Below are 25,390 nucleotides of genomic sequence, written 5' to 3' on the forward strand. Positions count from 1 at the left end.
TTATTGAATCAATTCCTTGAGTAAGTCTTTGCGTCGCTCATAAAGGAGCTTTATACAGGTTCATAAGCTATCTTATGCAATAAGTCTAGTTCATATTTCTTCTCGTTCTAAGTCCTAAAGACTGATAGCATCATCAAAGTTTTCCCGATGACGGTGTTTATCAAGAAGATAATACTGATAACGCCGTCTGAGCAACTTTACTATTAGCTTCTTGCCCCTGCTGTTGCTCTGCGAAACCGGTTGTCATCACGGATAGAGCATATGTTTTCCCATGATGAAGCACATCGCCCGTAGAATTAATAAACCAAATGCCAGCATCATCAGCAATCCATCCGTTCTTGCAAAGTACGCGTTGAGCACCGGGGTTTTGAGTGAGGGCACCAACACCCCACCCCTGCGATGACGGGTCAGCTCCTTCCATAGCAGTACGAAGGACGCGCATATCAGATGAAGCCACCCAATCAAGTCCCTCATAGACCGCTCGCGCAATTTTGAGGTGGTCTCCAGCTGTTGTGAGGTTATTCCCCCAACCACCACCGTCTCGAGTCTGAGAAACACCCAGCTTTTGATAGGTGAGATTAAGTTGTTCAGAGCGTTCCTGCTCGTTTTCACCTAATCCGGCGTAGAGCAAAACTGTCGAATTATTATCGCTATAACCGATACTTGATTTCACTAAAGATACGGTATGATGCCCCAAAGATTTTCCATGCTCATACGCAATACGCATTCGAGCCAAGGCAATAGGAACCTTCACCGTGCTCGCTTCATAACCACGATATGACGGGTTATAGTAAAAAGTTTCTTGCGTATCATAACGGTGCAGAGCCAGAGAAAAATTACGAGGGGAAGAAAACTCTGGTAGCCCACGTAGAGAATCAGCTAATTGACGGTAAGCACCAGAAACTTTAAGCGGATTATTCTGTCGATCAAACAATTCCACGGCAACATGATTCTCATCTTTTTCTTGTTCAGACGAAGAACCACAAGCGTTAAGAGTTAGACCTAGACCACCTAGACTACATAATGTCAGTGCTGAACGTCGAGAAATAATAGCTCTATTCACCCTCTCATGATGTGCTGGTGCATCGTATAAGACGTTATGCCCCAGTCTATGTGAGAAAAGAGCAAAAATACTCTATTTTTCTCACCGTATCATCAGAAAACCATCAGGCATTAGGTGCAATATCCGTACCAACACCACGTTTTCTTGTAATTACAGGAGAAAACTCAACATGGTGTCCAGAATCTTGAACAGTTTCAGCTGAAGCATGCGAGCTTCCACAAGCTCCAGCAGAAGAACAACCACCGCAGGCACTTGCAGAACCACTAGTTCCGCAGGGGGTCGCAGCCGGCATATTCTCTTGAGGTAGAGCATTATGAGCACGTAGATATTCTTCGTGTTCTGCCACAAGATCTCGATCTTCAGCACCAAGAACGACAAACCCCCCATCCCGAATCATTTTTAAGTCATCTAAAGCAGACTGACCCACAGAGGTCAAATAATCACCGAGGAATAAGGAATTAACGACGTGTAATGCTGTAGCTTGAAGCGAGCGCAGGTGCATCTCGCGGCCTCCAGCCATACGAAGTTCTTTTTCAGGGTTGACCATGCGAACTGTTGCAAGGATACGCAAACATCTCATGGGCGTGAGTTCCCACGTGCCAGCTAAGGGAGTTCCGTCAAAAGGCATCAGGAAGTTTACGGGGATAGAGTCCCCTTCAAGGTCTTTAAGGGCAAAAATTGCGTCGACAAGTTGTTCGTCGCTTTCTCCCATTCCCACAATGAGACCCGAACAGGCAGATAGTCCAGCCTCCTGAGCTGAGTGCACTGTGTTGACGCGGTCTTCATAGGTGTGGGTTGTACAAATATCTTTATAGTGGTCTTCACTGGTGTTGAGATTGTGGTTGTAAGCGTCAACACCAGCTTGTTGTAGACGTTCTGCTTGTCCTTCTTTGAGAATTCCAAGACAGGCGCATACTTCCACCTCGGGATGTTCCTCTTTCAGGCTTTCTACCATTCCGGCAACTCGTTCAACGTCTCGGTTGGTTGGCCCTTTACCGGAAGCAACCATGCATACACGAGATGCCCCTCCAGCAATACCGTGCCCTGCCTGTTTGACGGCTTCGTCGGGTTTGATCCAGGTGTATTTGAGAATGTCAGCTTCTGAACCTAGTCGCTGAGAGCAATAGGTGCAGTCTTCTGGGCACAGACCAGATTTGAGGTTGACGAGGTAATTGATTTTGACTGTATTAGAAAAATAGTGGCGACGTAATTGACCGGCAGCTTCTACCAGGGTGAAGGTAGAAAAGTCTTCTGCGGTGAGCATGGCTAAGGCTTCTTCGCGGGTAGCAGGTTGCCCACCGTTGAGAATGCGTTGAGAAATCTCTAGAAAGTTGGTCGTCATAAACTCATCTAACTGTTTTTTTGAACGGTGTTCAATTCAAAACGCGCCAATACCCCTGAAGTTCTCCAGAAAATCTCAGGAAGAGTGCATTTAAAGATGCCTGTATCACAGGTTATTAGCCACAACCGCCTGAACCGCACCCACAGTTACCACCGCAACCGCCACTGGTACCGCCGTCCTCCCCCAAAAGAACCTCAGCGTAGGAGCGAGCGTCAGAATCTCCTTGAGACTCAAAGAACGCGATGTGTTCTTCAATGATGTCTCGCCCTTGAATATTAGAGATTTCTAAACGCGCATTACGAATAGAAACGAGGTCTTCAAAAACGCTCAAGGAAGCATTTTCTTGGTCATATTCCATCGCAAGAGTATCTAGCACATGCAAACCTAAAGATTGTAAAGACTGCAGTCGCTGAACTCTCTGTTGTCTCAAGAAAAGACTATGCGAACCGATTAATAGACGAAGAGCAACAAGAACGCCAACAGCTCGCATCGGACTAAGTGTCTGAGCCGCATCGGATACCTTGTGAACTGGTAAAAAGTCGAGAACCAGCTGGCCAGATCGTCCGTGAGTAAGCGACTCTAATTCATCAGCAGCGTTCATAAGCTTCAGCGCTAATGTTTGGTCATCCTCTGCATCTGCGACGGTTACAACCACTTGCGGAATATCAGAAAGAGGTGCTGCACCGAGTAAATTAGCGATCGTTATTTCACGACCAAAAAACTCCGTACGTTGCTGTGCAGCTAATTCGACAAGAGCAAACTTTGCACCTGGGCCAGAGCTCAAAATATCAACAACATCATTAATAGTCAGAGGCTCTTTACGAGAAACACGTGCTTTGAGTTCAGAGAAGTTCAGTGTCATATTTCCATTCAACCCCATTGTTTATCTATTTTTTTGTTCTCTGAACCGTTTTACAATAATGTGGTGGCTCTATCACGTGAAAAAATTTTGGACACTGCATTCTCCGTTCTCAACCAATACGGTTTAGCGGATCTTTCTATGCGTAGATTAGCCACTGAGTTAAACGTCGCACCAGGTTCTTTGTACTATCACATTCGAAATAAACAAGAGCTTCTTGCGTCTTTGGCATCAAGAATGCTCTCTAATATCCGCTGCGTTGGAGACAGTGTAGATACTGCGCTTTCTCATAGCGCTCAAGAACTTTACACACATATTATTTCTATACCCGAAGGTGCTGAAGTCATCCGTTTAGCCTTAGCTCTCCACCCCGAAGACTTGCCTTTTCTCTGCCATCTAGCAGACCTCTTCACACAGCTCAGAGAAGACATATCAGGCATGATTGCCGCAAAATCTTTAGTACATCTTTGTCTCAGCCTCATTGAAGAAGAACAAACAACAGCTGTCCTTGAAGCACGAAAGGCGATGCTGACGCCCCCTTCTTCTTATCAAACAAGTATTCAAGCACTCATTCGCGGGTGGTTAGCAACAGAATAATCACTCCTCTGAAAAGTAGATCATCCCAAAATATATTCTTCTCCATCAAATTCAGAGCATGAGCACAACATAATCAGAGGGAATACACCGTGAGAAAATATCGTTATATTCTCGAATATGCCACCTCACCACATATGAGGTGTAGAGGTTACAACTACAGGAAAGAAGACATATCATTATGAGCAATTTTGCTCAACCACGATGGAAAGATCTTCCTCATCATCAAGAACAAGTACTGCATGTGAAAAATGCGTTCAAAGAAAAATATGGAGTCTATCCTGATGGTGTCTGGTCTGCCCCTGGACGACTTAACCTACTAGGGGAATATATTGATTTCTTGGGTGGCTCATGCTTACCGATGCCTCTTCCCTACCGCACCTATATTGCAGGAAAGCTCAGAACCGACGGTGTGCTTCGTGCAGAATCTCTACAGATGCCCGCTGACGAAAGAACTGTTGTCATTCGAGATATTCAACCAGGCAACCTCAAAGGGTGGTTCACATATGTTGCAGGTGTTGCTTGGTCCATGAATCAGGAAGGGGGCAAAGATATTGTTTTACCTAAAAATTTTGGTGCAGATTTGCTCATTGACTCTCATGTTCCTGTTGGCGGCGGACTCTCATCTTCTGCAGCTTTAGAATGCTCAACAATTTTAGCTCTCCTCGACCTTTCGTGCCCTCTACGTGAAGATTGTGACGAGAGCGAACCGCTGCCTTCTGATCGCGGGCCAGGCAATGACGCTTTGCGTTCCCGCCTAGCTCAAGTATGCATCCGCGCAGAAAATGATGTAGCGGGAGCTCGTACGGGAGGTTTAGATCAGACAACCTCATTACGGTCGAAGCCTCATAGGGCTCTAGCTATTGATTTTCGAGATTTCTCCATTGAACCTCTAGAAGCAGATGTTGAGTCAGCAGGGTTAGGTTTCCTCGTCATCAACACCAATACTCCACACGAACTCTCCGGCGGAGAATTCGCAGTCCGTCGAGCAGCAGCAGAAGCCTGCGCGCAGGCTCTAGGTTTGGACTATCTTCGCAATGCTCTCCCTGAGGATTTGTCCTGTTCTCAATTAGATGAGCATCAGGCGAAGCTTTGGCGTTTATCTATGGTTGATACAACGACGATTCGTGCTCTTGACGCTTTTGAAGGAACTGAGCAACCGCCACAATTTCCTCGTGGTTGGGTTAGACATACTTTTCACGACATGTGCCTTGTAGAACGAGCAACATTCCTTCTTCGGAATATGTCAGATGAAACCCCTCATGCATGGAGTGAACTAGGGCATCTTTTCACAGAATCTTTTATTTCCATGAGGGATGAGCTGAGGGTTTCACGACCAGAGATTGACCTTGCAGTAAACGTCTGTCTTGAAAATGGAGCATTAGGCGCTCGCATGGTTGGAGGAGGTTTTGGTGGTGCGGTCATGGCGCTTATTGATCGACAGAAGATTCCTGATGCCGCAAGGAGTGTGGCGCAAGCTTATGCTCGCTGTGGTTACGCCTCCCCTGAGTTTTTACCGATGGTTGCAGGATTCCCCGCAGATAAAGATATCTAGAAATTATTGAGATATAGCTATCCCCTAGTAAACATGCCTCAAATGGAATACTTACTAGGGGATAGCTATATCAAGGACACCAACTACGACACATGAACAACAGGTCGTCTCATAATCTGTTTTTCAGCTCGCCGCAATACCTCATGCGTTGTTGAGGCAACTTGACCTTGTCCAAAGAAAATAAACGCCAAGTAGTTCTTCATCGGAGAACCCGCAGCCCAGTCAAGATACACATGCGGAACATTACCGGTCATATCACGGATTTCTAATGTCAAAGCAGCGATGTTATTAGGGATAGAAGCTCCAGAAGCGCAGAGGATACGCTGGTCGCCTACTTCAACACCGTGCACCGTTAACTCAGATTTAAACTGGCTAGGATCCATCACTGCAATTTCCATAAAGAGCACATTCTTATCTCTACCGATATGATGCCCCCATTCTTCACGTTCTCGCTTTTCAAGATAATCAGCAAGGTTGAAGTTATCAGGACGGTGAGCAATAAGGTGTATGGGCTCATCTGTTTTTTCGAGAATAAATTCAAGAGCCTTTTTATCAAATTTAACGTGGTCAATACGAAGCTCGTATGAGCGCATCGCACGAGAAATAAGTGACACAACGACTATTGCCACAATGAAAGTGCTAGCAATACGAATACCTTCTGGGCGTTCAATAATGTTAGCAACGGTTGTGTAGACAAAGATGAGAGTGATCAACGAATAGAAAATAACGGAATAAGGTTCTCGATGACGGCGAGCGCTCAGAGTTACCGCAATAGCGGCACTTGTCATGAGCACCAAAACGCCAGTAGCATAAGCTCCACCTTGGGCGTTAACATCTGCCTTATAGATGATGGTGATGATGAATGCTGTAATCGTGAAGACAATAACTAAAGGACGTGAAGCGCGCGCCCATTCTGGGGCCATACCGTATCGAGGCAAATAGCGTGGCACGAGGTTTAATAAACCACTCATTGCTGAAGCCCCTGCAAACCAGAGAATGAGGATGGTGGCAATATCGTAGATTGTTCCAAATCCTTCCCCGTACATTTCATGGGCTAAGTAGGCTAAAGCTCGACCGTTGGCGTGACCGCCTTCTTGAAATTCTGCCTGCGGAATAAGCAATGTTGTGACAAAGCTTGAGGTAATCAATAACGTGCTCATTGTTAACGCTGCGGTGGTGAGTAGCTTGCGAGTCGCAATAACACGGTGTTTAGTTTGTTCGGCAGTATTTTTTCCTTCAGCCTTAATTTGGGGCATAACGACGACCCCTGTTTCAAAACCGCTCATACCCAGCGCTATTTTAGGGAAGACAAGAGCGATAAGGGCAAAAGCTAACCATGGGTTTGAATGGTTTCTTAGTAATGCTTCCGACCAGTTATTGAGGTATTCGGGGTGTTCAAAGATACGAATCATTGAACCGGCGATGACTACCACGTTTACAGAGAGAAAGAAGATAACGAGTCCGACTGCGATGCCGATAGCTTCTTTGAAGCCGCGGAGGAATACTGCACCGAGTAGGCCGAGGAAGAAAAGGGTAATCAGGATATGTTGTCCGTTGAGAAAAGATGGGACGTAAGGATTAGCTTCGACGTGTTCAGCAGCATCGGCTGCTGATAGTGTCATCGTAATCATGAAGTCTGTAGTCGTAAATCCGAGAAGGATGAGGACAACAATTTTCGCATTCCATCGTGAAAGGAGTCTTTCTAGCATGACGATAGATCCGGCGCCATTTGAAGATTCTGCAGCTACACGGCGGTAGATAGGAAGTGCACCAAAGAGCGTGACAAAGACAAGAAGTATTGTCACGAGAGGGCTTAGTAGTCCTGCTGCAAGTGCTGCAATAGCTGGTTGGTATCCCAAGGTCGAAAAGTAGTCAACGCCGGAGAGGCACATGACTTTCCACCAAGAATGGCCTTCATGTTGTGGACGTTTTCTACCGTGTGGGCCTTGGAGGTTGCCTTTGAGTTCTTGCCCATTATCTAAGAGCCATGTACGAGATATATGGCGAACTTTTTGTGTGATAGTTGATGTCGCCTCTGGTTCAGGATCGCTATTGTGTGTTCGTTGAGCGATACTGCGCTGTTTATTTTTGAGCGTAGACCCCATCAGGGGGACCTTTCTAGGAACGCACTATTGTGCGTAATCATGAATAAGACTCTGGCGAGTATACTCCTGTTTTTCGATGCAATGTACTCAGTACCATTATTTTTTAGTTCATGCTGGTCAGAAACGTCATTTTTAGTTATTTTGATACTTGTTTTTACCTATAATGATGGTTCTTCGGCATGCCAATGTTCTTTTGAGGTTTTTGAGCTGGTGGTTCAGCTTGCGGTATCACCTAGATTTAGAGATATGCTGTTGAATCCTTAATCTGTTGATATAGAAAATTTTGATGAAAAGCTTTTATTTATGATTCTGCACCAACTATTCTAGTTATGAGCATTATTCTGATGCTTCGAGTAGATACTCCAAGAGTTCTTCTCGTCTTTGATATGAAAGGATAGTTCCGTGGGTTTCGATCTTGATGGAATGAAAGACAAAATCACCGAAGGCGTCGAAAGCGTCAAAGATGTTGTCAACGAAAAAATTGGTAAAGACGTTGTCAACGAAGATATTGTCAACCAAGCAAAAGAGAAAATTAGCGAAGGCATTGAAGCTGTAACCGAAAAATTTGGCAAGTAAGTTTTTCGCCGGACGCTCCATCTTTTCGATGGGGCGTTTGATTTTTAAGACTATTTTCACGATAGAATGCAGCAGAATTAGTCTTTTTTAGTTTCCCCGAAAAAAAATTTTATTTTCTGCGTGACATTTTTGTGGGTTGTTTCGTCTTACTAGTGAGAGGTTGCAAGTTTGCTTCCTCGAAAGACCTCATATCTATGAAGGAGGCTCTTATGAGCATCGGAGATAAAATTCAGAACGGCGTTGAAGACGCTACCGGTAAGGCAAAAGAAGCTGCTGGCAAAGTAACTGACGATTCTCAGCTAGAAGCAGAGGGTAAAGTTGATCAGCTCAAGTCCACTGTTAAAGACGGTGTAGAGAAGGTCAAGGACGCTGCTGGCGACATTATTGATTCCTTCAAGAAGTAATTTATTCTTTTAGAAGCTGTGGGCGGTACCGATTTTTTCGGTATCGTCCACAGTTTTTTGTGTCATCATACTTCCAGTAGCAGGGAGTTTTTCTGTGTTACCTCGTATCAGTATTTTTAGAAGAAAGAAGTTTGCCATGCCAAACCATCAGCAATCAACGTTTGTTCAGGCCCAGCAGGCTCTTGAGCAGGGTTCTGTTGTTATTTTTTGGAGGCCGGGGTGCCCTTTTTGTGAGCGCCTTGACGCTGGTTTAGGTGACGATGGCGATAGCGCCGTATGGGTCAATATTTGGGAAGATTCTGAGGCTGAAGAATTTGTTAAATCGGTCAATCAGGGAAATGCCGTTGTTCCAACAGTTTCGACAGCTCAAGAGTCTTTTGTTGCTTCGGCATCTGATGCTTCTGAGGCTGTACGTGCTCTCATCAAGAAGGCATCTGTTTAGGAGTCTTCATATTGTGTGATTTTTTGTAATTCCAAAAAATCCACAGATATCAAACCCAGAGTTATCCACAATAGTGGATAACTCTGGGGAAAATAGTTACACCCCTGTAATTACGCGAAAGTAGCTTCTTGAATCTATCACGTTTTCCACAGAATAACATTCTAGGAATTACACACCTGTAGTTATTAACAATGTGGACAAAGTATGTGGATAACTACTCAGCGTGTCTCTTTCACTGGAGTAGATACCCCTTCTTCTCAAATATTTGATTGCCCCTGTTGAGATAATTTTTGCAACACCCATGTCATTGCAGCACCTGTTAGCATTCCTCCAAGATGAGCTTCCCAAGAAATACCGGGAAAGAAGAAACTATAGGCCATGTTGATAACAATCAGGATTAGAATAGGGGAAGAATTTTCGCCTCGAAGACGAGTCAGTACCCAAAATGCACCGAAGAGACCAAAGACTCCCCCAGAAGCACCGATAGTCGTTACAGACGGATCAGAACTCAACGTACTAGCCATAGACACCGCAATAGATCCACCAATAATAGAACATAGGTAAAGAGCTATAAATTTTATTTTTCCCAAACGAAGTTCTAGTTCGCGGCCAAAAAGCCATAGAGAAAACATATTGAGCGCCAGATGAGAGATATTCCCTTGGCTATGCAAAAAACCACTTGTGAGAAAACGCCACCATTGATGTGTTTCAAGAACATAGTTCCAGTTAAAAGCAAAAGCATTAAACACAAAATACCCGGGGATTAATAGCTGAGCGCCATAAACCAGTGTTGTTAGCACTATTAACAGGTAGGTAATCACAGGAGAATCTTGTTGTGTTAACATTCTCCTCATCTTGCGAGAAGCTGTCCCATCAGGATGACAAGAACGACATAAGATACCGACTTCTACGGGAATCTGACAATCACCACATGTAGGTTTTTGGCACTGTTTGCACCGTGCATATGCCATCTTGTCAGGGTGTTGAGAGCAGGTCGGAAATGAAGGAGTCGATGATTCTCCGTGTAGAGGTGGTTGATAGTTCATCTGGCGTACTTTTCTCTGAGTTATGCTGTGGTGATGCAATAAGAGCCCGACCGGGGTATGTACCGGACGGGCTCTTACCTAATATTAATCAGGTTTAGAGTTCTTCAATATCGATAGAAGAAATAACAACGTCTTCGACGGGACGATCCATATTTCCGGTTTTAACGCCTTCAATAGCGTCTACAACCTTCTGAGATGCTTCGTCTGCGACTTCACCAAAAATGGTGTGACGACCGTTGAGCCAAGGGGTCTCTACAGTCGTGATGAAGAACTGTGAACCATTGGTGCCGGGGCCAGCATTTGCCATAGCGAGAAGATATGGCTTATTGAAGGAAAGTTCAGGATGAATCTCATCTTTGAACTGGTAGCCAGGGCCGCCAATTCCTTGACCGAGGGGGTCTCCACCTTGAATCATGAAATCACGAATAATACGGTGGAAGATGACGTCTTTGTAGAGGGGACCTTCTTGTGGTTCACCGGTGTGAGGGTGTGTCCACTGTTGGGTGCCATCGGAAAGACCAATGAAGTTTTTGACAGTGATAGGTGCATGGTTGCCGAAGAGGTTGACGACAATATCACCGTGGTTGGTATGAATAGTTGCTTTAGCAGTTGCGTTAGTCATAGTCTCTATTTTCGCATGTTCTGTCATAGTCCGCTAGCCTCTAGGACACTTATGCACTTAGCGAAAGTCTTTGAGATATGTTGATAGAACTTTAGCGAGAAGTGAAACATGGGGGTTTTTGCGAGCTAAACCTCTGTTTTAAGAAAATAGTACGTAAGCTAGGTATTAATCATAATTTTCCGTAGGGCACTTGGTTCTATGGTGTAACGATAAAGAAAGGCAGACCTCATGGTGTGTGCACGCAAAGTATCGAAAGCTCAGAAACTTGCAGAAAAGACTTTTGCTAAGGCTCAGAAAGCAACGGGCAAAAAGGCTGAGAAGCTCACTCAGCTTGCTGAAGCTCAGGCAGCTAAGGCTAGCGAAATCGCTCAGAAGTATGCAGAAAAGACTCGTGCAAAGAGTGGCGAGGTTGCTGCTGTTGCCGCAGATAAGCTAAGTTCTTTCGATATTCCAGAACAAGCAGAAAACCTTGTTGAGAAAGCAACTGGAAATAAAAAAGCTCTCAAGAATGCTCAGAAGCAAGCTGTTAAGGCTGCGAAGGCTTATGCCAAAGAGCAGAAAAAAGCTACTAAGGGCGGAAATAAGTCTTTGGTATTCCTTGGCTTGGTAGTTGCTGGTGCAGTTGCCGGTTATGCTGCATATAAAGCATCTCAGCCAGTAGAGGATCCTTGGAAGACCCCTCAAAGCTAGTTATTGGTCAATCTTGGATATAAGAATTTTTCTATAAAGTTTCTTCTCAGTACCCTTGATGAACGGGCGTAGTAACTGTTCGTCAAGGGTACTTTTATGAGGATTTTGGGGAATCTGAAGAGCTGTTTAGAGGAGAATAGTGTTACTTCGACGTTGTAGAGCGGTATCGGGTTTTATGGCATTATGAGTGGATAATGGGTCGATATAAAAAATGACTCCAAACCTCTACAAGGCTTGGAGTCATTCTCAACCATAAAAATAGCTCGGCGACGACCTACTCTCCCACACCGTCCCCAGTGCAGTACCATCGGCGCAAAGAGTCTTAGCTTCCGGGTTCGGGATGGATCCGGGCGTTTCCCTCTTGCTATAATCACCGAAACGTGGAGGCGAGGGGACTCGAACCCCTAACCCCCTGCTTGCAAAGCAGGTGCGCTACCAATTGCGCCACGCCCCCGTGGTGTTACAGATAAAATCCTACAACACTTACCGAAATCTAAGCAAATCAAGAAGTTATGACTTACAGCACTTTATATCTTAAATAAAGTGAGGAGCACCCCGCTACAAGGTGCTCCTCACGTGCATTTCGCTACGGACTACTGATGCGATTGCACCTCTCTTATTTCTAAGAAAGATTAGATACGACATCCGCGCCTCAACGAATGCCGACAGTTATTGTTCCCCAGTGATTCCATCCAATCGAACACGAGAAGCGGCTAACTCAGCAATACGCTTTTCTTCTTCACTAGGGTTGGTGTATTCGACGTACCCATCAGTGTCAGTCTCTTCAACAGAGTCTTCGGCACTGAAATGATTCTCTGAAATGTGCAGACCATGAGCGCCGAGGATTCGAGCCACACGGTCAATCTCTTCAGGAGTAGGAACGTCATCGGTTACTTTTCTGATGTACTCGTTAATACGTTGGTCAGAAACATAATCTTCACCTCGAGCAGCACGAGAGAGCATTAACTTACGAATTACTTCTTCAAGTTGCGCGTCAGTCAATCGACGACGCAACACAGCCATCACTGCTGCTCGATCCTGTACCGGGACGTCTTCGGGGTAACCGACACTCAACCAGTCAATAACACGAGAGACGATATTTCTCTGAGGCATCCCGCTACTCCTTTGCTAGGGATTCAAAAGCGAGACATCCTATCCCGCCACACCAAATAGGTTAAACCCTGTGGAATGATAAATAAAATCTTTAGCAATCCATAAGATTCCCATAATAATAACAAGGACAATCACTGCAAAGATACTATAAGCGATGACTTTACGGAACGAAGATGGTGGTTCAACCTCAATCAAACGACCGTCTGCGGTATATTCAGTCGTTCCGGCAAGCATCCTCAGCCCAATGGCGTAGAAAGCTGGAATACCAGCACCAAACACTAAACCGGTCAGAATGACGGGAACAACTCGTTGAGCAATCTCAAAAAGACTTATCATTAGGCACCCACCTTATGGGCTGTATTTTTGGAGACACCAGAGTTTAGTGTCTGAACTGATTCTTTAGACTGTTTATCGGCGCCTGATTCGCCCCATTCAGCGTTGACGTTTGAAGCGTCCACAGGAGCTTTCTTGGAATGTAGGTACATCCACGCACAGAAACCAATGAGAATAAGGAATACCGCGAGTTCACCCAAGAATCCACTGCCTGTGACAGCGTTGAGGTAGTGACCAATCATCCAAGTAATAGCACCGATACTTCCAGCCGCAGGCAAGGTAATAATCCAAGCGATAACCATACGTCCTGCAACACCCCAGCGTACTTCAGCGCCACGTCGCCCAAGACCGGTGCCAAGAATAGAGCCTGTTGCTACGTGCGTTGTAGATAGCGCCATACCGAAGTGAGAAGATGTCAAAATAATTGCGGCAGATGATCCTTCAGCTGCCATACCTTGAGGTGTATCAATTTCCACGAGGCCTTTACCCAAGGTTCGAATGATGCGCCAGCCGCCCCAGTAAGTGCCAAGAGCAATAGCGAGAGCACAGGTAAATTTAACCCAGAACGGAATATCTGCATCAGGCGTAATTTCTCCAGATGCAACAAGCGCTAGGAAGATAACACCCATAGTTTTTTGGGCATCGTTTGTACCGTGTGCTAGAGAAACCAAGGATGCGGTACCAACTTGTCCCCAACGGAATCCCTCATATTTCTTTTTATCAGAGACTGGTCGGGAAATTTTATAAATAAGCCAAGTTCCTACCGTTGCAACCATACCTGCTACGAATGGTGCCATCACAGCGGGAATGACGATTTTTGCGGCAACTCCGCTCCATTGAACACCAGAAAATCCGAAAGCTGCGATAGCTGATCCAATCAACCCTCCAAATAGAGCGTGAGAGGAGCTAGAAGGTAATCCTAGAAGCCATGTGAGAACATTCCATAAGATACCGCCAACGAGCCCGGTAAAGACAATCAGAAGCAGTCCTGAGTTATCACCAGCAACAGCATCAAGATTAACAATGCCTTTACCTACAGTTCGAGCAACTTCGACGGAGAGGAATGCGCCGATGAGGTTAAGAACAGCAGAAAGAGTTACAGCAGTTTTAGGTTTGAGAGCACCGGTGGCAATAGAAGTTGCCATAGCGTTTCCGGTGTCGTGAAATCCATTCGTGAAGTCAAAGGCTAAAGCCGTAAGAACCACGATAGCTAAGATAATAAGTTCAGTAGTCACTCTTTGATTATGAACATAGTTATTCGAGATAGAAAGCTAGGTGAACACGGTAAAAACACTCACCAAAAAACAACATGAACCAACATAAACAGACAATAAAACCACTTTAATCTTTACGGAGAAAATAATAGAAGGTTAAAAACCCTTAAACTCTCCCTAAATAACAGGTTTTCATTCAAGTAAATACAGGGTTGTTCCATAAAAAACATATGTTGTTTTATGTTGTGTTCAAAAGCGTTCACCTAAGATATCAACGAGTTAAACCCTATCTTTAGGTAGTGTTTACCAACTGTTCACCTTAAAAACAGTAGGACACTCATCACAAATATCCTCTATTCCGAGCATAAAAAATGACTCCAAACCTCTACAAGGCTTGGAGTCATTCTCAACCATAAAAATAGCTCGGCGACGACCTACTCTCCCACACCGTCCCCAGTGCAGTACCATCGGCGCAAAGAGTCTTAGCTTCCGGGTTCGGGATGGATCCGGGCGTTTCCCTCTTGCTATAATCACCGAAACGTGGAGGCGAGGGGACTCGAACCCCTAACCCCCTGCTTGCAAAGCAGGTGCGCTACCAATTGCGCCACGCCCCCTCGGCTATAACCTCTATGAGATTTTACAAAGAATCCGTAGATTCTTTCCAAGATGCTTTGACATCCTGATTTTCCTGAACCTTCTTCGTCAAAAATATTCCAAGAACCGCAGTTGAAACAACCAGAAGTACCTTTTTCATTTTTGCCTTTCGGTAAGGAAGTGGGCGTACCAGGAATTGAACCTGGGACCTCTTCGTTATCAGCGAAGCGCTCTAACCGTCTGAGCTATACGCCCTTACCTGTCCCTTAGGACGAAATAAAACTTTACACGACCTTCACGACTTTTCCAAATCGATATAGGGTATTTTAGGTCACATTAAGATTATCCTAAGGAAACAGAGAGATTTCTAATCATCAGTCAAGGTCAACCCAATACCTCCGACAAGCTTTGCAGCAATGTTATATAGCATTGCAGCAATAACACCAAGCAGTGTAAAGAGAATAACGTTCACCACAGAAATCATCGTGGTGTACAACGCAACCTGCCCCAACGATAAGAAATTAGAAATATCAATATGGTTACCTGTTGTGCCAAGCATCGTCAGAAGATCATTAATGCCATCAAACAGCCCCGTAGCCTGCATCGCAAGCCACAAAACCACTGAAGACACAACAAAGACAATACCCACAGCAACAGAAAGCAAGAAAACCAGCTTAGCCACAGACCAAGTATCGACTTTAGCAACAACAAGACGAGCGCGACGAACTTTAGAACGAGGTGCAGGACGCACCAAAGGCTTATTACGGTGAGCAGCAGAACGTGTACTGTTGCTGCGTGCCCCCACACGCTGTTTATTCGCAGTAGCTCGTGCACCTTGTTTACGGGTGCTAGTACCGGTAGTGCTCACTCTTAGTTACCTCCGTGTGCATTCTCTTCAGAACTCTGAGCTACTACTTGCTCAGACTCAAGCTGATGATTCTCTAACGGTACTGTATTATCGACCGCTTCGGCGCTTTCGCCATCATTTTCTTCTTCAAGCTGTCGGTCTTGATTACGAGCAACACCAACAATATGGTCATTTTTACCAGGTTTAGCAAAAATAACACCCATGGTGTCGCGTCCTTTAGCAGGAACTTCAGCAACAGAAGTACGAACAACTTTACCTGATTGCATAACGACTAAGACTTCGTCATCTTCTTCAACAATCAATCCACCCACAAGGTCACCACGATCTTCAGCCAATTTAGCAACCTTGATACCAAGACCACCACGACCTTGAATACGATACTCTCCAACCTTCGTGCGTTTTGCATAACCGCCTTCAGTCACGACAAAAACATACGAATCATCAGAAACAACGTTCATACTCAACAGCTCATCACCATCACGGAATTTCATACCCGTAACACCAGAGGTTGCACGACCCATCGGACGCAATGCCTCATCAGTTGCGGTGAAACGCAGTGACTGACCTTTACGAGAGATCAACATCAAATCGTCTTCTGCAGAGGCAAGACCAGCAGAAACAAGTTCATCGCCATCACGTAGGTTAATAGCGATAACACCAGCAGTACGATTAGTGTCATAGTCACTTAGTTTGGTTTTCTTCACCAAACCACCTTTAGTAGCGAGCACTAGATATGGAGCATCTTCATAAGATTTCAGCTCCATCACTTTGGCGATAGTCTCTTCAGGTTGGAACGCCAAGAGATTAGCGACATGCTGGCCTTTAGCATCACGACCGGCTTCCATCAGCTCATAAGCCTTTGTGCGGTAAACACGACCTAGGTTCGTGAAGAAAAGAATCCAGTTATGCGTTGTGGTCACAAAGAACTGTTCTACAACATCATCGCCACGTAATGCAGCACCCTTAATACCTTTACCGCCACGGTGTTGGCTTCGATATTGGTCAGAACGAGTGCGCTTGACATAACCACCACGAGTAATAGTTACAACCATTTCCTCTTCAGGAATCAAGTCCTCCATCGACATGTCGCCGTCATATCCCATCAGAATCTTGGTGCGACGATCATCGCCATAGCGATTGACGATATCAGCAAGTTCTTCAGAAATAATCTCACGCTGAAGAGTATCAGAAGCAATAATCTCGTTATATTCTGCAATCAAACGCATCAATTCATCATGACGAGTTTGAATCTTCTGACGTTCCAAAGCTGCCAGACGACGCAATTGCATGTTAAGAATTGCTTGAGCCTGAGCTTCATCAATATCAAGTAACGTCATTAACCCGTTACGAGCATCATCTGCTGTTGCAGAACGACGAATCAGAGCAATTACCTCGTCTAGAGCGTCAAGAGCTTTAAGCAGTCCGCGGAGAATATGCGCTTCTTCTTCAGCTTGACGCAAACGATAACGAGTTCGTCGAACGATAACCTCAATCTGGTGGTTTACCCAATGACGAATAAACGCGTCCAAAGAAAGTGTACGAGGCACACCATCAACGACAGCAAGCATGTTAGCAGAGAAGTTTTCTTGTAACTGAGTGTGCTTATAAAGGTTATTTAGAACAACCTTAGGCACAGCATCACGCTTAAGAACGACAACTAGACGCTGTCCGGTACGACCAGAAGTTTCATCCCGTAAATCAGCAATACCGGTAATCTTATGCTCTTTGACGAGGTCAGCAATTTTAATAGCAAGATTATCGGGGTTTGTTTGATAGGGGAGTTCGGTAATAACCAGGCAGGTGCGACCGTGAATCTCTTCGACGTTGACCACCGCGCGCATCGTAATAGATCCGCGTCCTGTACGGTAAGCATCTTCGATGCCCTTATGCCCAAGAATGGTAGCGCCAGTAGGAAAGTCTGGGCCTTTAATGCGCTCTAATAGAGCATCAAGAAGCTCTTCGTTCGTTGCATCAGGATTTTTAAGGAACCATTCCACGCCTTCTGCTACTTCACGTAAGTTATGAGGGGGAATGTTTGTTGCCATACCCACCGCAATACCTGAGGAGCCATTGACTAATAGGTTAGGAATACGAGATGGAAGAACAGTCGGTTCTTGGTTCTTACCATCGTAGTTATCTTGATAGTCCACGGTATCTTCGTGGATATCACGAACCATTTCTAATGCGATAGGCGCCATTTTTGTCTCAGTGTAACGAGACGCCGCAGCTCCATCGTTACCGGGAGAGCCAAAGTTTCCCTGCCCTAGCGCAAGGGGATAACGCATGGTCCAATGCTGGATGAGACGTACCAAGGTGTCATAGATAGCGCTATCACCGTGGGGATGGTACTGACCCATCACGTCACCAACCACGCGAGCGCATTTATTAAAAGCTCGTTCAGGTCGATAGCCGCCATCGTACATTGCATAGATGACGCGACGGTGTACAGGTTTTAGCCCATCACGCACGTCCGGTAAAGCACGTCCAATAATGACGGCCATCGCGTAATCCAGGTATGAACGTTCCATTTCTGAGCGGAGGTCTACTTTATTCACTCGTCCGTGAACGGTAGTTGCTGCCGCTAAGGAACTTCCTACAACTTCGCCTTCAATAGGTTCTGTGGAATCATTCTGAGTTTCATCGCTCATGTGAAGTTTTCCGTTTCTTTTCGTCCTTGATTTATATTCCTTGAGCGTTATATAACGCTTGTGCTATGCACATATTCCCTAGACATCAAGGAATCGAATATCTTTTGCGTTCTGTTGAATAAAGTCACGTCGAGCCTCAACATCTTCACCCATCAGAACAGAGAAAACCTGATCAGCTGCAGCAGCATCTTCTACAGTCACCTGCAAGAGAGTGCGCTTTTGAGGATCCATCGTTGTTTCCCAAAGCTCGGTATAATCCATCTCCCCAAGACCTTTATAACGCTGAATACCATTATCTTTAGGAAGACGCTGATTATTAGCGAGACCTCGAGCAACAACCTCATCACGCTCAGCATCAGAATAAACATAATCGTGCGGAGCGTTAGACCATTTAATGCGATACAGCGGAGGTTGCGCCAAATACACATACCCAGCTTCAATCAAAGGTCTCATAAAGCGGAAGAGCAAAGTCAACAACAACGTCGTAATATGCTGACCATCAACATCTGCGTCCGCCATCAAAACAACCTTATGATAGCGGGCTTTTTCGATGTTAAATTCTTCTCCGATGCCGGACCCAAAAGCGGTAATCATCGACTGAATCTCAGCATTGCCCAAAGCGCGGTCAAGACGAGCACGTTCTACGTTGAGAATCTTTCCACGTAAAGGAAGAATCGCCTGAGTATTTGGGTCACGTCCCTGAACCGCAGAACCACCTGCAGAGTCACCCTCCACCAAATAAATTTCAGAAATCGATGGATCCTTCGACGAACAGTCTTTAAGCTTTCCAGGCATCGAACCCGTCTCCAACAAGCCTTTACGGCGAGTTGTCTCGCGAGCGCGACGAGCAGCTAAACGAGCATTAGACGCAGTAATCGCACGGCGCACAATGTCTTTAGCGATCTGAGGATTACGCTCGAACCAGTCACCTAAATGATCTGACATCTCACGCTGAACAAAGGACTTTGCCTCAGAGTTGCCCAGCTTCGTCTTCGTCTGACCTTCAAATTGAGGCTCAGAAATTTTTACAGAGACAACAGCCGTTAGGCCTTCACGAACGTCTTCACCGGTGAGGTTATCGTCTTTATCTCTCAACAATTTATTATCGCGAGCATAACGGTTCACCAAAGACGTCAGTGCTGCACGGAAGCCTTCTTCGTGCGTACCGCCTTCATGTGTATTAATGGTATTAGCATACGTATGGACAGACTCTTTATAGTCGGTAGTCCATTGCATCGCCACTTCCAAGCTCATAATACGCTCGGTATCTTCTGCTTCAAAAGCGATGATTTCGTCGTTAATAGTCTCTAGTTTTTTAGAGCTGTTAAGGAACTTAACATAATCTAAAAGACCATTTTCATAGAGGTAGGTGACGCTTTTATATCCGTGCGCATTTGCACCAACTCGATTGAGTTGTTCACCTTTTTTCTTATCATCCCCAGCAATTTCGTCTTGGGGGAGAACCTCTCGTTGATCCGTCAAAGAAATGGTGAGGCCCTTATTCAAGAACGCCATTTGCTGAAAACGCGCCCTCAACGTTTCAAAATCAAAAACAGTTGTTTCAAAAATTTCGGGATCTGGCCAGAACGTCTGAGTAGTTCCAGTTTGTTCTGTTGCTTCGCCACGAGTCAGCGGGTTCTTCGTAACACCACCATTTTCAAAGGAGATGTTCCACGCATACCCTTGACGTCGCACCTGCGTTTCCACGCGAGTAGATAGCGCATTCACAACAGAAATACCCACACCGTGCAGACCACCAGAAACAGCGTAACCGCCACCGCCAAATTTACCGCCAGCGTGCAAAATCGTCATCACGACTTCTACAGTAGGTTTATGTTCGGTGGGATGCTCATCAACCGGAATGCCACGTCCGTTATCGCTAACACGCACCGCTCCGTCTTCGAGGATTGTCACCTCAATATGATCGGCATATCCAGCCAAAGCTTCGTCAACAGAGTTATCGACAACTTCATAGACAAGATGATGCAGACCGCGTTCATTAGTTGAACCGATATACATACCAGGACGTTTACGAACAGCTTCTAGCCCCTCGAGAACCGTAATATCGGCTGCACCATATTCATGAGGTGTTTCTTCAGTTGCCACAGGTATAAGGCTCCTTGAGTAAGATTTAGCGCATCTTTGTCAAACCTTCACAACCTTATTTATTGCTATACATTAAGGCTGCACGGATTACTCATTCAATGAGTGACATAGAGTTAAAAATGCGCAGTACATTTATGCTCAATTCTACCGGAAAATAGGGAAATATAGCCCTCTTTGTTGCCTTTTATAAGGGTTATTCTTAGCGGCTACCCGCTAGAACGCCTAAAATCGGCGTTTCAAGCGCATCAGGGTATTGCACAATAGGTTCCCCGTGGTTATAAGTTTCTCTTCTTAGATAAGAAAACTACCCATAGGTATCTCGTGGTCCACGTCCACCAGGAGCAACCAATTTACCGTGTTTCCACTGTCGTGTATGGGGGCCCAAAATAATAATATCTGTCACGATACCAGCACCAAGCTCCCGCTCAAACATCTTCAACACTTCACTTTTCATCAGCTTCAGATTAGTAGCCCAGGAGGTCGAAGAACATCGAATCGTAACTTTAGTATCTTGATATTTTTCGGGTGTTGTATGTTCAGCAACATGCTCACCCATCAATTCTTTCCACCGAGCCAGCACAGAAGAAACAGCAACCGGATCTTTCCAGCCTCGACTACGGATTAATTTATCGATAGCATAACTCAGCGGTTGGGGGTCACGATAATCTTCACCAGCCCCTGTATATCCACCCATTTGAGCAATATTTTGCCGCTGGTAATACGGTTGAGGTTTTTTCTTCCCCGGTTGCTGACTCATTGAGGCACTAAAATCTTTGAGAATTTTTCGAGCAGCATACCCCTCAAGAGGTGCCTCTCCTCGCTCAGAAGCAGCATAACGCATTCTTTGCAACATAATTGCTGGAGCTTCAGCGTATCGCTCGTCAAAATTCATGAGAAGACAATTCTTTCACTACCGTATGCCATCTAAGATTCTGCACCAAATGCCACCCGCCCCGGGCTCACCCTCACAATGGTAATATCATCCCCCAGTTCCTGAGGGATATCTTCTTCGATAGCACATGTGACTAACACTTGTTCAGCGTCAGAGACAATTGAACCGAGGCGTTTTCGCCGTGCAGTATCTAATTCAGCAAAAACATCGTCAAGGATAAGAATCGGACAAGATCCCACACCTTGCTGTTCTTTTCTATGAACATACCAAGAACCTAATTTGAGAGCTAGTGCTAAGGACCAGCTCTCCCCATGAGATGCAAAACCTTTAGCCGGTATATCACCAATCTTCCATATCATCTCATCACGGTGAGCTCCCACTAAACTTACTCCACGCTCAATTTCTTCTTGCTGTTTGTCTTCTATCGCGCGCATCCATTCCTGAGCAATATCAGCAACGCTCAGCTGCGCTGCGTGGGGGAGCGTAGCATCTGTAATATCAGGAAAAATAGTCGATTCGTAGGTGACACCAATCGCTTTAGAACCGTCAGTGAGCTGCTGATACGCATGTTGAATTTCTGGCATTAGCCGAGCCAAAACATTCCATCGAGAATGAACAAGTAACGCTCCAGCTTGAGCGATTTGCTCATTCCAAATAGTCAAAGTATGGCGATGCTCTTCAGTGATTCGCCCACCTCTCATCGTTTTTAGAAGAGAGTTTCGTTGTCTGAGAATCCGTTCATAGTCACTTCGATAAGAAGCAACAACAGGACGCAAAGAAACAGCCATATCGTCAACAAAACGTCTTCGATATTGAGGCTCTCCTTTAACTAGTTGTAAATCTTCGGGAGAGAAAAACACTGTCGCAGTAATCCCCAACGCTTCGCGAGCACGCACGGGAGCTGCCCTATTAATGCGAACACGATTACTATGCCCTGGCGCAATTTCAAATTCAGTGATGGTCTGCCATTTTCCACGCACAACACGAGTACGTATATACGCTCGTTGAGCACCCACCTGAACTAATGGGCCATCATGAGACACGCGATGTGAAGAAAGCTCTGCAGTGTAGTTAATGGCTTCAACAATGTTGGTTTTACCGACGCCATTAGCACCCAAAAACACGGTGACACCAGTAGACAACGGCAAATTCAACAGCGAGTAAGTGCGGTAGTTCATCAACGAAATATGGTCGATGTACACACAAACCTTCCGTTCTTCACAAGTTCTTAGTTTTAAAAGACTTTGTTAGTTAGGTAGACGAACAGGCATGAGCAAATATCGGTAGTCACTTTCATCTTCGCCCATCAGTTCTTTCTGCCCTGAGATAGAGGCAGGTTTCGCAGGGTCAGTGAAAGAGAATCGAACAAATTCTGTCCCGAAACTATTTAGACCTTCCGATAAGTAGGATGGGTTGAACGCAACAGTAATGTTATCTTCACCTTCAAGATGAGCGCTCAGCGTTTCCGTTGCTTGCGCGTCTTCGCCTGTTCCAGCATCTAAGCTCACTTGACCTTCAGCGAAAACAAGACGCACAGGAGTGTTACGTTCTGCAACAAGCGAGACACGACGTACCGCTTCGAGCAAATCAGAAGTTCTGACAATCGCATGAATAGGTGTGGAGTCAGGGAAGAGAGAGCGAATCTTGGGGTATTCTCCATCGACAAGCAAGCTTGTCGTGCGACGTCCGCCTGATTCAAAACCAATCAGTTCATGGGAATCGGAAAGCGCTATGTTAAGATCGCCTGCTCCACCTAGAGTTTTAGCTACCTCTGACATTGTTTTCGCTTTGACTAATACTGAAGTTTTAATATTTTTTGAGGCTGGTTCCCATGTCAGTTCACGCATTGCTAGACGATAACGGTCAGTTGCAAATAACGTCATCTTTTTCCCCTCAATTTCTACCAAAATAGCAGTGAGTAGGGGGATGGTGTCGTCTTTAGAAGCTGCAACAACAACTTGTGAAACAGATTTTGCGAAAGAATTTCCGTCGATAGTTCCAGAAATAGTGGGAAGCGCAGGAAGCTCGGGATAGTCAGCTACTGGCATAGTGCTGAGGTTAAAACTTGCGGTACGGCATTGAATATGCATTTTTGACTCGTGAACGCTAACGTTCACGGCTGAGTTCGGTAAAGCACGGCAAATTTCCGCAAGTAGCCTTCCTGAAACCAGAGCTGTACCTTCTTCTTCAATAACGGCACTGACTTTTAGTTTTGCGGAGGTCTCGTAATCAAAACTAGCGATAGAGACTTCTCCGTCAGCTGCAGTAATTAGCAGTCCTGAAAGGACAGGCACAGGTGGACGAGGTGAAAGTGATCGAGCGGTCCAGCCGACTGCTTCTGTGAGGACATCACGTTCGATAGTAAATTTCACCAGTACCCCTTGTACGTTGAATCAAAGATAAAGTTTCTGAGCTCGTCGAAGATGTGAGCACATTTTGTGTTCAGTCTACCGGATATTTTCAAGTGTTCCGTTGTAAAGACCAGAAGATGGGGGTGTTTTTAGTTGTTATCACCCTTAAAGACACCACTAGCGTATATACCATTTAGGGTATATACGCTAGTGGTAATCTTTTTTGACTCTTTAGCAGCCTAATTTCTTAAACTCGATAGTCGCTTTAGCGGTGTATGTATTGCCTGTGCCAGTGGAGCTATTGCGTCCAAGAACGGCTTCCTCTCCACCCTTTGGATCTGCAGAGAACGTAAAGACTGCTCCTGCACCCTTCGGAATAGGCCCAGCGAAGATAATAGACAGGTAAGTTCCACGATCTTCGATGAGAGCAGGTGGGAAACTCTCCGAATAAAGTTCTGGGCGGTGAGCATCAAGACGCAAGAAAAGTTCGAGTCCACCTTGGCTAATAGCTGAGGGGTTTGACCATGAGGGGTCAACAGGAATTGTAATCATTGCACCGTTAGCAGCACCTTCAGGAAGACCGATATGTAGACGCCACATCAGCTTTTTACTATTGGCGTCGTACCAGTGTTGCATTTCTGCTTCACCGTATTCTTGAGACTTGTCTTTTTCGCTAAGACCTTTGCCGTAAAGAACTTTTTTGATGTAATTGTTGTTTGAATAGTCTGGGTCCGTTGCAACAATTTGAGATTCAACTTCCCAGACTCGCATATCGCATGAAGCAGCATAGACCGGAACGACAGATGTTGCGAGGACAACGGGCGCAGCCCAAGCGGCACCTTTAACAAGATGACGGCGGTTCACTGTGTGAGACATTATTCCCCTAATAAGAAAAAATTTTTAAATTAAAACTTCACTTTTTAGTGTACCGACAAGATACCCAAAAGACGTTTTATTAACTAACCACTCTATTGGCGGGGTATGTCAGCTGTTTAGCTGACATACCCCGCCAGATTCGTACTACGACATATCTAAAAAGTATCGAGATTTTAAGAGCACTGTAGAGGTTTGAAAGTTATATAAGCTTCAGCCGTATATGGAGTACCGGCCAATACAGCGTCTTCTCCACCAACAGGAAGTGTTGTAAAAATAAAACCTCCAGCAGCTCCTACTGGGATTTCTTGAGAGAAAGAAATTGTTATGTGGTCAGATCCTATAGCTATCTCAGCTGGAGGGAGTTCGTGAGTAAAAAGCTCAGGATGGGCTGATCCAAACGCTTTAAATTTAGCAAGAGGATAAGGAGACGGACGCGAAGGGGAAGTCCAAGAGCTATCGAAGGGGATAGTAACAAGCGTTCCAGCTTCTGCTCCTTCTGGAAAGCCTAAAGGAATACGCCACCATAATTTTCCTCTGAAATACCAATGTTGCATGGAACTTTCACCCGGAGGAGTTGTTTGGTCGGTAACAACATTGTCAAAGTTAACGTTTGAAGGATCCGATTCTGTTTGAATCAGACGTGACTTGATATACCACACGCTTTCAGAACAAGGGGAGGAAGCGTAGCTGGGTACTAGTGACGAACTAAGAACTACAGGTACAGACCAAGCAGTTCCACTAACAAGATGACGACGAGATATCGAATTCATGGTTCCTCTATATAAGAAGGGGAGAACTCATGAAAATATGTACATTTCAGTGTTGTTCTCAATGGTTCATTGCGAGAATACTTCTTAAAAATACTGTTATTCAAAAGAAGATCATCTGATAGTCAAACTACATCCTTTTAATTTTCAAAACAACACAACATCTCAGAAAACACCAATTTTCTGTAATTACATCAAGAACTAGGGCACCAATAGCAGGCAAGAAAAGTTGTAATTACAGAGGTCTAGATGTTCGAGAGAGGCACAGAAAATGTTATTTGGAGGTTTTTCTCTTTAAGGTAGTAGTGTTAATAACGGATGTGGATTGTG

24 protein-coding genes, 3 tRNA genes and 2 rRNA genes are annotated in these 25,390 nt (G+C 45.2%); 6 read left to right on the top strand and 23 right to left on the bottom strand.

Translation table 11 applies throughout. The features are described 5' to 3' along the window. Positions 1–160 precede the first annotated feature (160 nt). The 3 genes from ACN084_RS03030 to ACN084_RS03040 form a co-directional block, all read right to left on the bottom strand. The gene (locus ACN084_RS03030) at positions 161–1,063 is read right to left on the bottom strand and encodes a serine hydrolase (protein WP_419105849.1); all 903 of its coding nucleotides are present in this window, start codon (positions 1,061–1,063) and stop codon (positions 161–163) included. Positions 1,064–1,166: 103 nt separating this feature from the next. After that, positions 1,167–2,405: a biotin synthase BioB gene (bioB, locus tag ACN084_RS03035; RefSeq protein WP_419101241.1), complete on the bottom strand. Its 1,239-nt coding sequence runs from the start codon at positions 2,403–2,405 to the stop codon at positions 1,167–1,169. A 115-nt stretch (positions 2,406–2,520) separates the two neighbouring features. Then, the gene (locus tag ACN084_RS03040) at positions 2,521–3,267 is read right to left on the bottom strand and encodes a hypothetical protein (RefSeq protein WP_419101242.1); all 747 of its coding nucleotides are present in this window, start codon (positions 3,265–3,267) and stop codon (positions 2,521–2,523) included. Positions 3,268–3,330: 63 nt separating this feature from the next. Here ACN084_RS03040 and ACN084_RS03045 point away from each other — a divergent pair, with 63 nt between their 5' ends. Together ACN084_RS03045 and ACN084_RS03050 are read left to right on the top strand one after the other, a co-directional pair. Next, positions 3,331–3,861 carry a TetR/AcrR family transcriptional regulator gene (locus ACN084_RS03045; protein ID WP_419101243.1) on the top strand — a complete coding sequence of 177 codons (531 nt, stop codon included), beginning with the start codon at positions 3,331–3,333 and terminating at the stop codon, positions 3,859–3,861. A 178-nt stretch (positions 3,862–4,039) separates the two neighbouring features. Next, on the top strand, positions 4,040–5,413 hold the full coding sequence (locus ACN084_RS03050; protein WP_419105850.1) for a galactokinase: 1,374 nt from the start codon (positions 4,040–4,042) through the stop codon (positions 5,411–5,413). An 83-nt stretch (positions 5,414–5,496) separates the two neighbouring features. On the opposite strand, the gene ACN084_RS03055 is transcribed toward ACN084_RS03050, so the two are convergent. Continuing rightward, positions 5,497–7,518, bottom strand: a complete 2,022-nt coding sequence (locus ACN084_RS03055) for an amino acid transporter (RefSeq protein ID WP_419101245.1) — start codon at positions 7,516–7,518, stop codon at positions 5,497–5,499. Between the two features lie 402 nt (positions 7,519–7,920). Between ACN084_RS03055 and ACN084_RS03060 the strand changes: the two genes are divergently transcribed. From ACN084_RS03060 to ACN084_RS03070, 3 genes are all read left to right on the top strand, one after another. Then, entirely contained in the window at positions 7,921–8,094 is a 174-nt protein-coding gene (locus ACN084_RS03060) for a ribosome recycling factor (protein WP_419101246.1), read from the top strand. 209 nt (positions 8,095–8,303) lie between these two features. Beyond that, positions 8,304–8,498 (top strand): CsbD family protein, encoded by a 195-nt coding sequence (locus ACN084_RS03065; RefSeq protein ID WP_419101247.1) that lies wholly within the window; start codon positions 8,304–8,306, stop codon positions 8,496–8,498. Between the two features lie 136 nt (positions 8,499–8,634). Beyond that, positions 8,635–8,940, top strand: a complete 306-nt coding sequence (locus ACN084_RS03070) for a glutaredoxin domain-containing protein (protein WP_419105851.1) — start codon at positions 8,635–8,637, stop codon at positions 8,938–8,940. Positions 8,941–9,197: 257 nt separating this feature from the next. Here the strand turns inward: ACN084_RS03070 and ACN084_RS03075 are convergent, their stop codons facing one another. Both ACN084_RS03075 and ACN084_RS03080 read right to left on the bottom strand, forming a co-directional pair. After that, positions 9,198–9,785, bottom strand: coding sequence for a rhomboid family intramembrane serine protease (locus tag ACN084_RS03075; protein ID WP_419105852.1), 588 nt, complete (start codon positions 9,783–9,785; stop codon positions 9,198–9,200). A gap of 295 nt (positions 9,786–10,080) precedes the next feature. Further along, positions 10,081–10,608, bottom strand: a complete 528-nt coding sequence (locus tag ACN084_RS03080; RefSeq protein WP_419101250.1) for a peptidylprolyl isomerase — start codon at positions 10,606–10,608, stop codon at positions 10,081–10,083. A 228-nt stretch (positions 10,609–10,836) separates the two neighbouring features. Here ACN084_RS03080 and ACN084_RS03085 point away from each other — a divergent pair, with 228 nt between their 5' ends. Further along, the gene (locus ACN084_RS03085) at positions 10,837–11,298 is read left to right on the top strand and encodes a hypothetical protein (RefSeq protein WP_419101251.1); all 462 of its coding nucleotides are present in this window, start codon (positions 10,837–10,839) and stop codon (positions 11,296–11,298) included. A 261-nt stretch (positions 11,299–11,559) separates the two neighbouring features. Here the strand turns inward: ACN084_RS03085 and rrf (ACN084_RS03090) are convergent. The 17 genes from rrf (ACN084_RS03090) to ACN084_RS03170 form a co-directional block, all read right to left on the bottom strand. Next, positions 11,560–11,676: ribosomal RNA gene (rrf, locus tag ACN084_RS03090) — 5S ribosomal RNA — on the bottom strand. A gap of 3 nt (positions 11,677–11,679) precedes the next feature. Continuing rightward, positions 11,680–11,752, bottom strand: a tRNA-Ala gene (locus ACN084_RS03095). Positions 11,753–11,967: 215 nt separating this feature from the next. Continuing rightward, positions 11,968–12,411, bottom strand: a complete 444-nt coding sequence (locus ACN084_RS03100) for a DUF3349 domain-containing protein (protein WP_419101252.1) — start codon at positions 12,409–12,411, stop codon at positions 11,968–11,970. Positions 12,412–12,450: 39 nt separating this feature from the next. Then, a complete protein-coding gene (locus ACN084_RS03105) occupies positions 12,451–12,747 on the bottom strand; it encodes a hypothetical protein (RefSeq protein WP_419101253.1) in 297 nt (98 codons plus the stop codon). Next, positions 12,747–13,979, bottom strand: coding sequence for an inorganic phosphate transporter (locus ACN084_RS03110; RefSeq protein WP_419101254.1), 1,233 nt, complete (start codon positions 13,977–13,979; stop codon positions 12,747–12,749). The genes ACN084_RS03105 and ACN084_RS03110 overlap by 1 nt, the downstream gene beginning before the upstream one ends. A 400-nt stretch (positions 13,980–14,379) precedes the next feature. Beyond that, positions 14,380–14,496: ribosomal RNA gene (gene rrf / locus ACN084_RS03115) — 5S ribosomal RNA — on the bottom strand. Positions 14,497–14,499: 3 nt separating this feature from the next. After that, a tRNA-Ala gene (locus ACN084_RS03120) sits at positions 14,500–14,572 on the bottom strand. Between the two features lie 23 nt (positions 14,573–14,595). Next, positions 14,596–14,712: a DLW-39 family protein gene (locus tag ACN084_RS03125; RefSeq protein ID WP_419101255.1), complete on the bottom strand. Its 117-nt coding sequence runs from the start codon at positions 14,710–14,712 to the stop codon at positions 14,596–14,598. 21 nt (positions 14,713–14,733) lie between these two features. Beyond that, positions 14,734–14,807 (bottom strand) — tRNA-Ile (locus ACN084_RS03130). Positions 14,808–14,919: 112 nt separating this feature from the next. After that, on the bottom strand, positions 14,920–15,420 hold the full coding sequence (locus tag ACN084_RS03135) for a DUF3566 domain-containing protein (RefSeq protein ID WP_419105853.1): 501 nt from the start codon (positions 15,418–15,420) through the stop codon (positions 14,920–14,922). 2 nt (positions 15,421–15,422) lie between these two features. Further along, positions 15,423–18,068, bottom strand: coding sequence for a DNA gyrase subunit A (gene gyrA / locus ACN084_RS03140; RefSeq protein WP_419105854.1), 2,646 nt, complete (start codon positions 18,066–18,068; stop codon positions 15,423–15,425). 78 nt (positions 18,069–18,146) lie between these two features. Then, positions 18,147–20,174, bottom strand: a complete 2,028-nt coding sequence (gene gyrB / locus ACN084_RS03145) for a DNA topoisomerase (ATP-hydrolyzing) subunit B (protein ID WP_419101258.1) — start codon at positions 20,172–20,174, stop codon at positions 18,147–18,149. A gap of 304 nt (positions 20,175–20,478) precedes the next feature. Beyond that, positions 20,479–21,066, bottom strand: coding sequence for a DUF721 domain-containing protein (locus tag ACN084_RS03150; RefSeq protein ID WP_419101259.1), 588 nt, complete (start codon positions 21,064–21,066; stop codon positions 20,479–20,481). Positions 21,067–21,098: 32 nt separating this feature from the next. After that, entirely contained in the window at positions 21,099–22,268 is a 1,170-nt protein-coding gene (gene recF, locus ACN084_RS03155) for a DNA replication/repair protein RecF (RefSeq protein ID WP_419105855.1), read from the bottom strand. A 45-nt stretch (positions 22,269–22,313) separates the two neighbouring features. Next, complete coding sequence (dnaN, locus tag ACN084_RS03160) at positions 22,314–23,438, bottom strand: DNA polymerase III subunit beta (RefSeq protein WP_419105856.1); 1,125 nt, start codon at positions 23,436–23,438, stop codon at positions 22,314–22,316. Between the two features lie 210 nt (positions 23,439–23,648). After that, complete coding sequence (locus ACN084_RS03165; RefSeq protein ID WP_419101262.1) at positions 23,649–24,293, bottom strand: hypothetical protein; 645 nt, start codon at positions 24,291–24,293, stop codon at positions 23,649–23,651. A gap of 173 nt (positions 24,294–24,466) precedes the next feature. Next, positions 24,467–25,063 carry a hypothetical protein gene (locus ACN084_RS03170; RefSeq protein WP_419105857.1) on the bottom strand — a complete coding sequence of 199 codons (597 nt, stop codon included), beginning with the start codon at positions 25,061–25,063 and terminating at the stop codon, positions 24,467–24,469. Between the last annotated feature and the right edge of the window lie 327 nt (positions 25,064–25,390).

The sequence above is a fragment of the Rothia sp. P7208 genome (assembly GCF_048512915.1).
Lineage (GTDB): Bacteria > Actinomycetota > Actinomycetes > Actinomycetales > Micrococcaceae > Rothia.

Bases quoted from the DNA above. Each gene is read 5' to 3' on its own strand.
- gyrA (WP_419105854.1), bottom strand. From the start codon at position 18,068: ATGAGCGATGAAACTCAGAATGATTCCACAGAACCTATTGAAGGCGAA.
- ACN084_RS03080 (WP_419101250.1), bottom strand. From the start codon at position 10,608: ATGACTAACGCAACTGCTAAAGCAACTATTCATACCAACCACGGTGAT.
- ACN084_RS03105 (WP_419101253.1), bottom strand. From the start codon at position 12,747: ATGATAAGTCTTTTTGAGATTGCTCAACGAGTTGTTCCCGTCATTCTG.
- ACN084_RS03050 (WP_419105850.1), top strand. From the start codon at position 4,040: ATGAGCAATTTTGCTCAACCACGATGGAAAGATCTTCCTCATCATCAA.
- ACN084_RS03075 (WP_419105852.1), bottom strand. From the start codon at position 9,785: ATGTTAACACAACAAGATTCTCCTGTGATTACCTACCTGTTAATAGTG.
- ACN084_RS03070 (WP_419105851.1), top strand. From the start codon at position 8,635: ATGCCAAACCATCAGCAATCAACGTTTGTTCAGGCCCAGCAGGCTCTT.
- ACN084_RS03125 (WP_419101255.1), bottom strand. From the start codon at position 14,712: ATGAAAAAGGTACTTCTGGTTGTTTCAACTGCGGTTCTTGGAATATTT.
- ACN084_RS03065 (WP_419101247.1), top strand. From the start codon at position 8,304: ATGAGCATCGGAGATAAAATTCAGAACGGCGTTGAAGACGCTACCGGT.
- ACN084_RS03100 (WP_419101252.1), bottom strand. From the start codon at position 12,411: ATGCCTCAGAGAAATATCGTCTCTCGTGTTATTGACTGGTTGAGTGTC.
- ACN084_RS03040 (WP_419101242.1), bottom strand. From the start codon at position 3,267: ATGACACTGAACTTCTCTGAACTCAAAGCACGTGTTTCTCGTAAAGAG.
- bioB (WP_419101241.1), bottom strand. From the start codon at position 2,405: ATGACGACCAACTTTCTAGAGATTTCTCAACGCATTCTCAACGGTGGG.
- ACN084_RS03055 (WP_419101245.1), bottom strand. From the start codon at position 7,518: ATGGGGTCTACGCTCAAAAATAAACAGCGCAGTATCGCTCAACGAACA.
- ACN084_RS03170 (WP_419105857.1), bottom strand. From the start codon at position 25,063: ATGAATTCGATATCTCGTCGTCATCTTGTTAGTGGAACTGCTTGGTCT.
- ACN084_RS03150 (WP_419101259.1), bottom strand. From the start codon at position 21,066: ATGAATTTTGACGAGCGATACGCTGAAGCTCCAGCAATTATGTTGCAA.
- ACN084_RS03165 (WP_419101262.1), bottom strand. From the start codon at position 24,293: ATGTCTCACACAGTGAACCGCCGTCATCTTGTTAAAGGTGCCGCTTGG.
- ACN084_RS03085 (WP_419101251.1), top strand. From the start codon at position 10,837: ATGGTGTGTGCACGCAAAGTATCGAAAGCTCAGAAACTTGCAGAAAAG.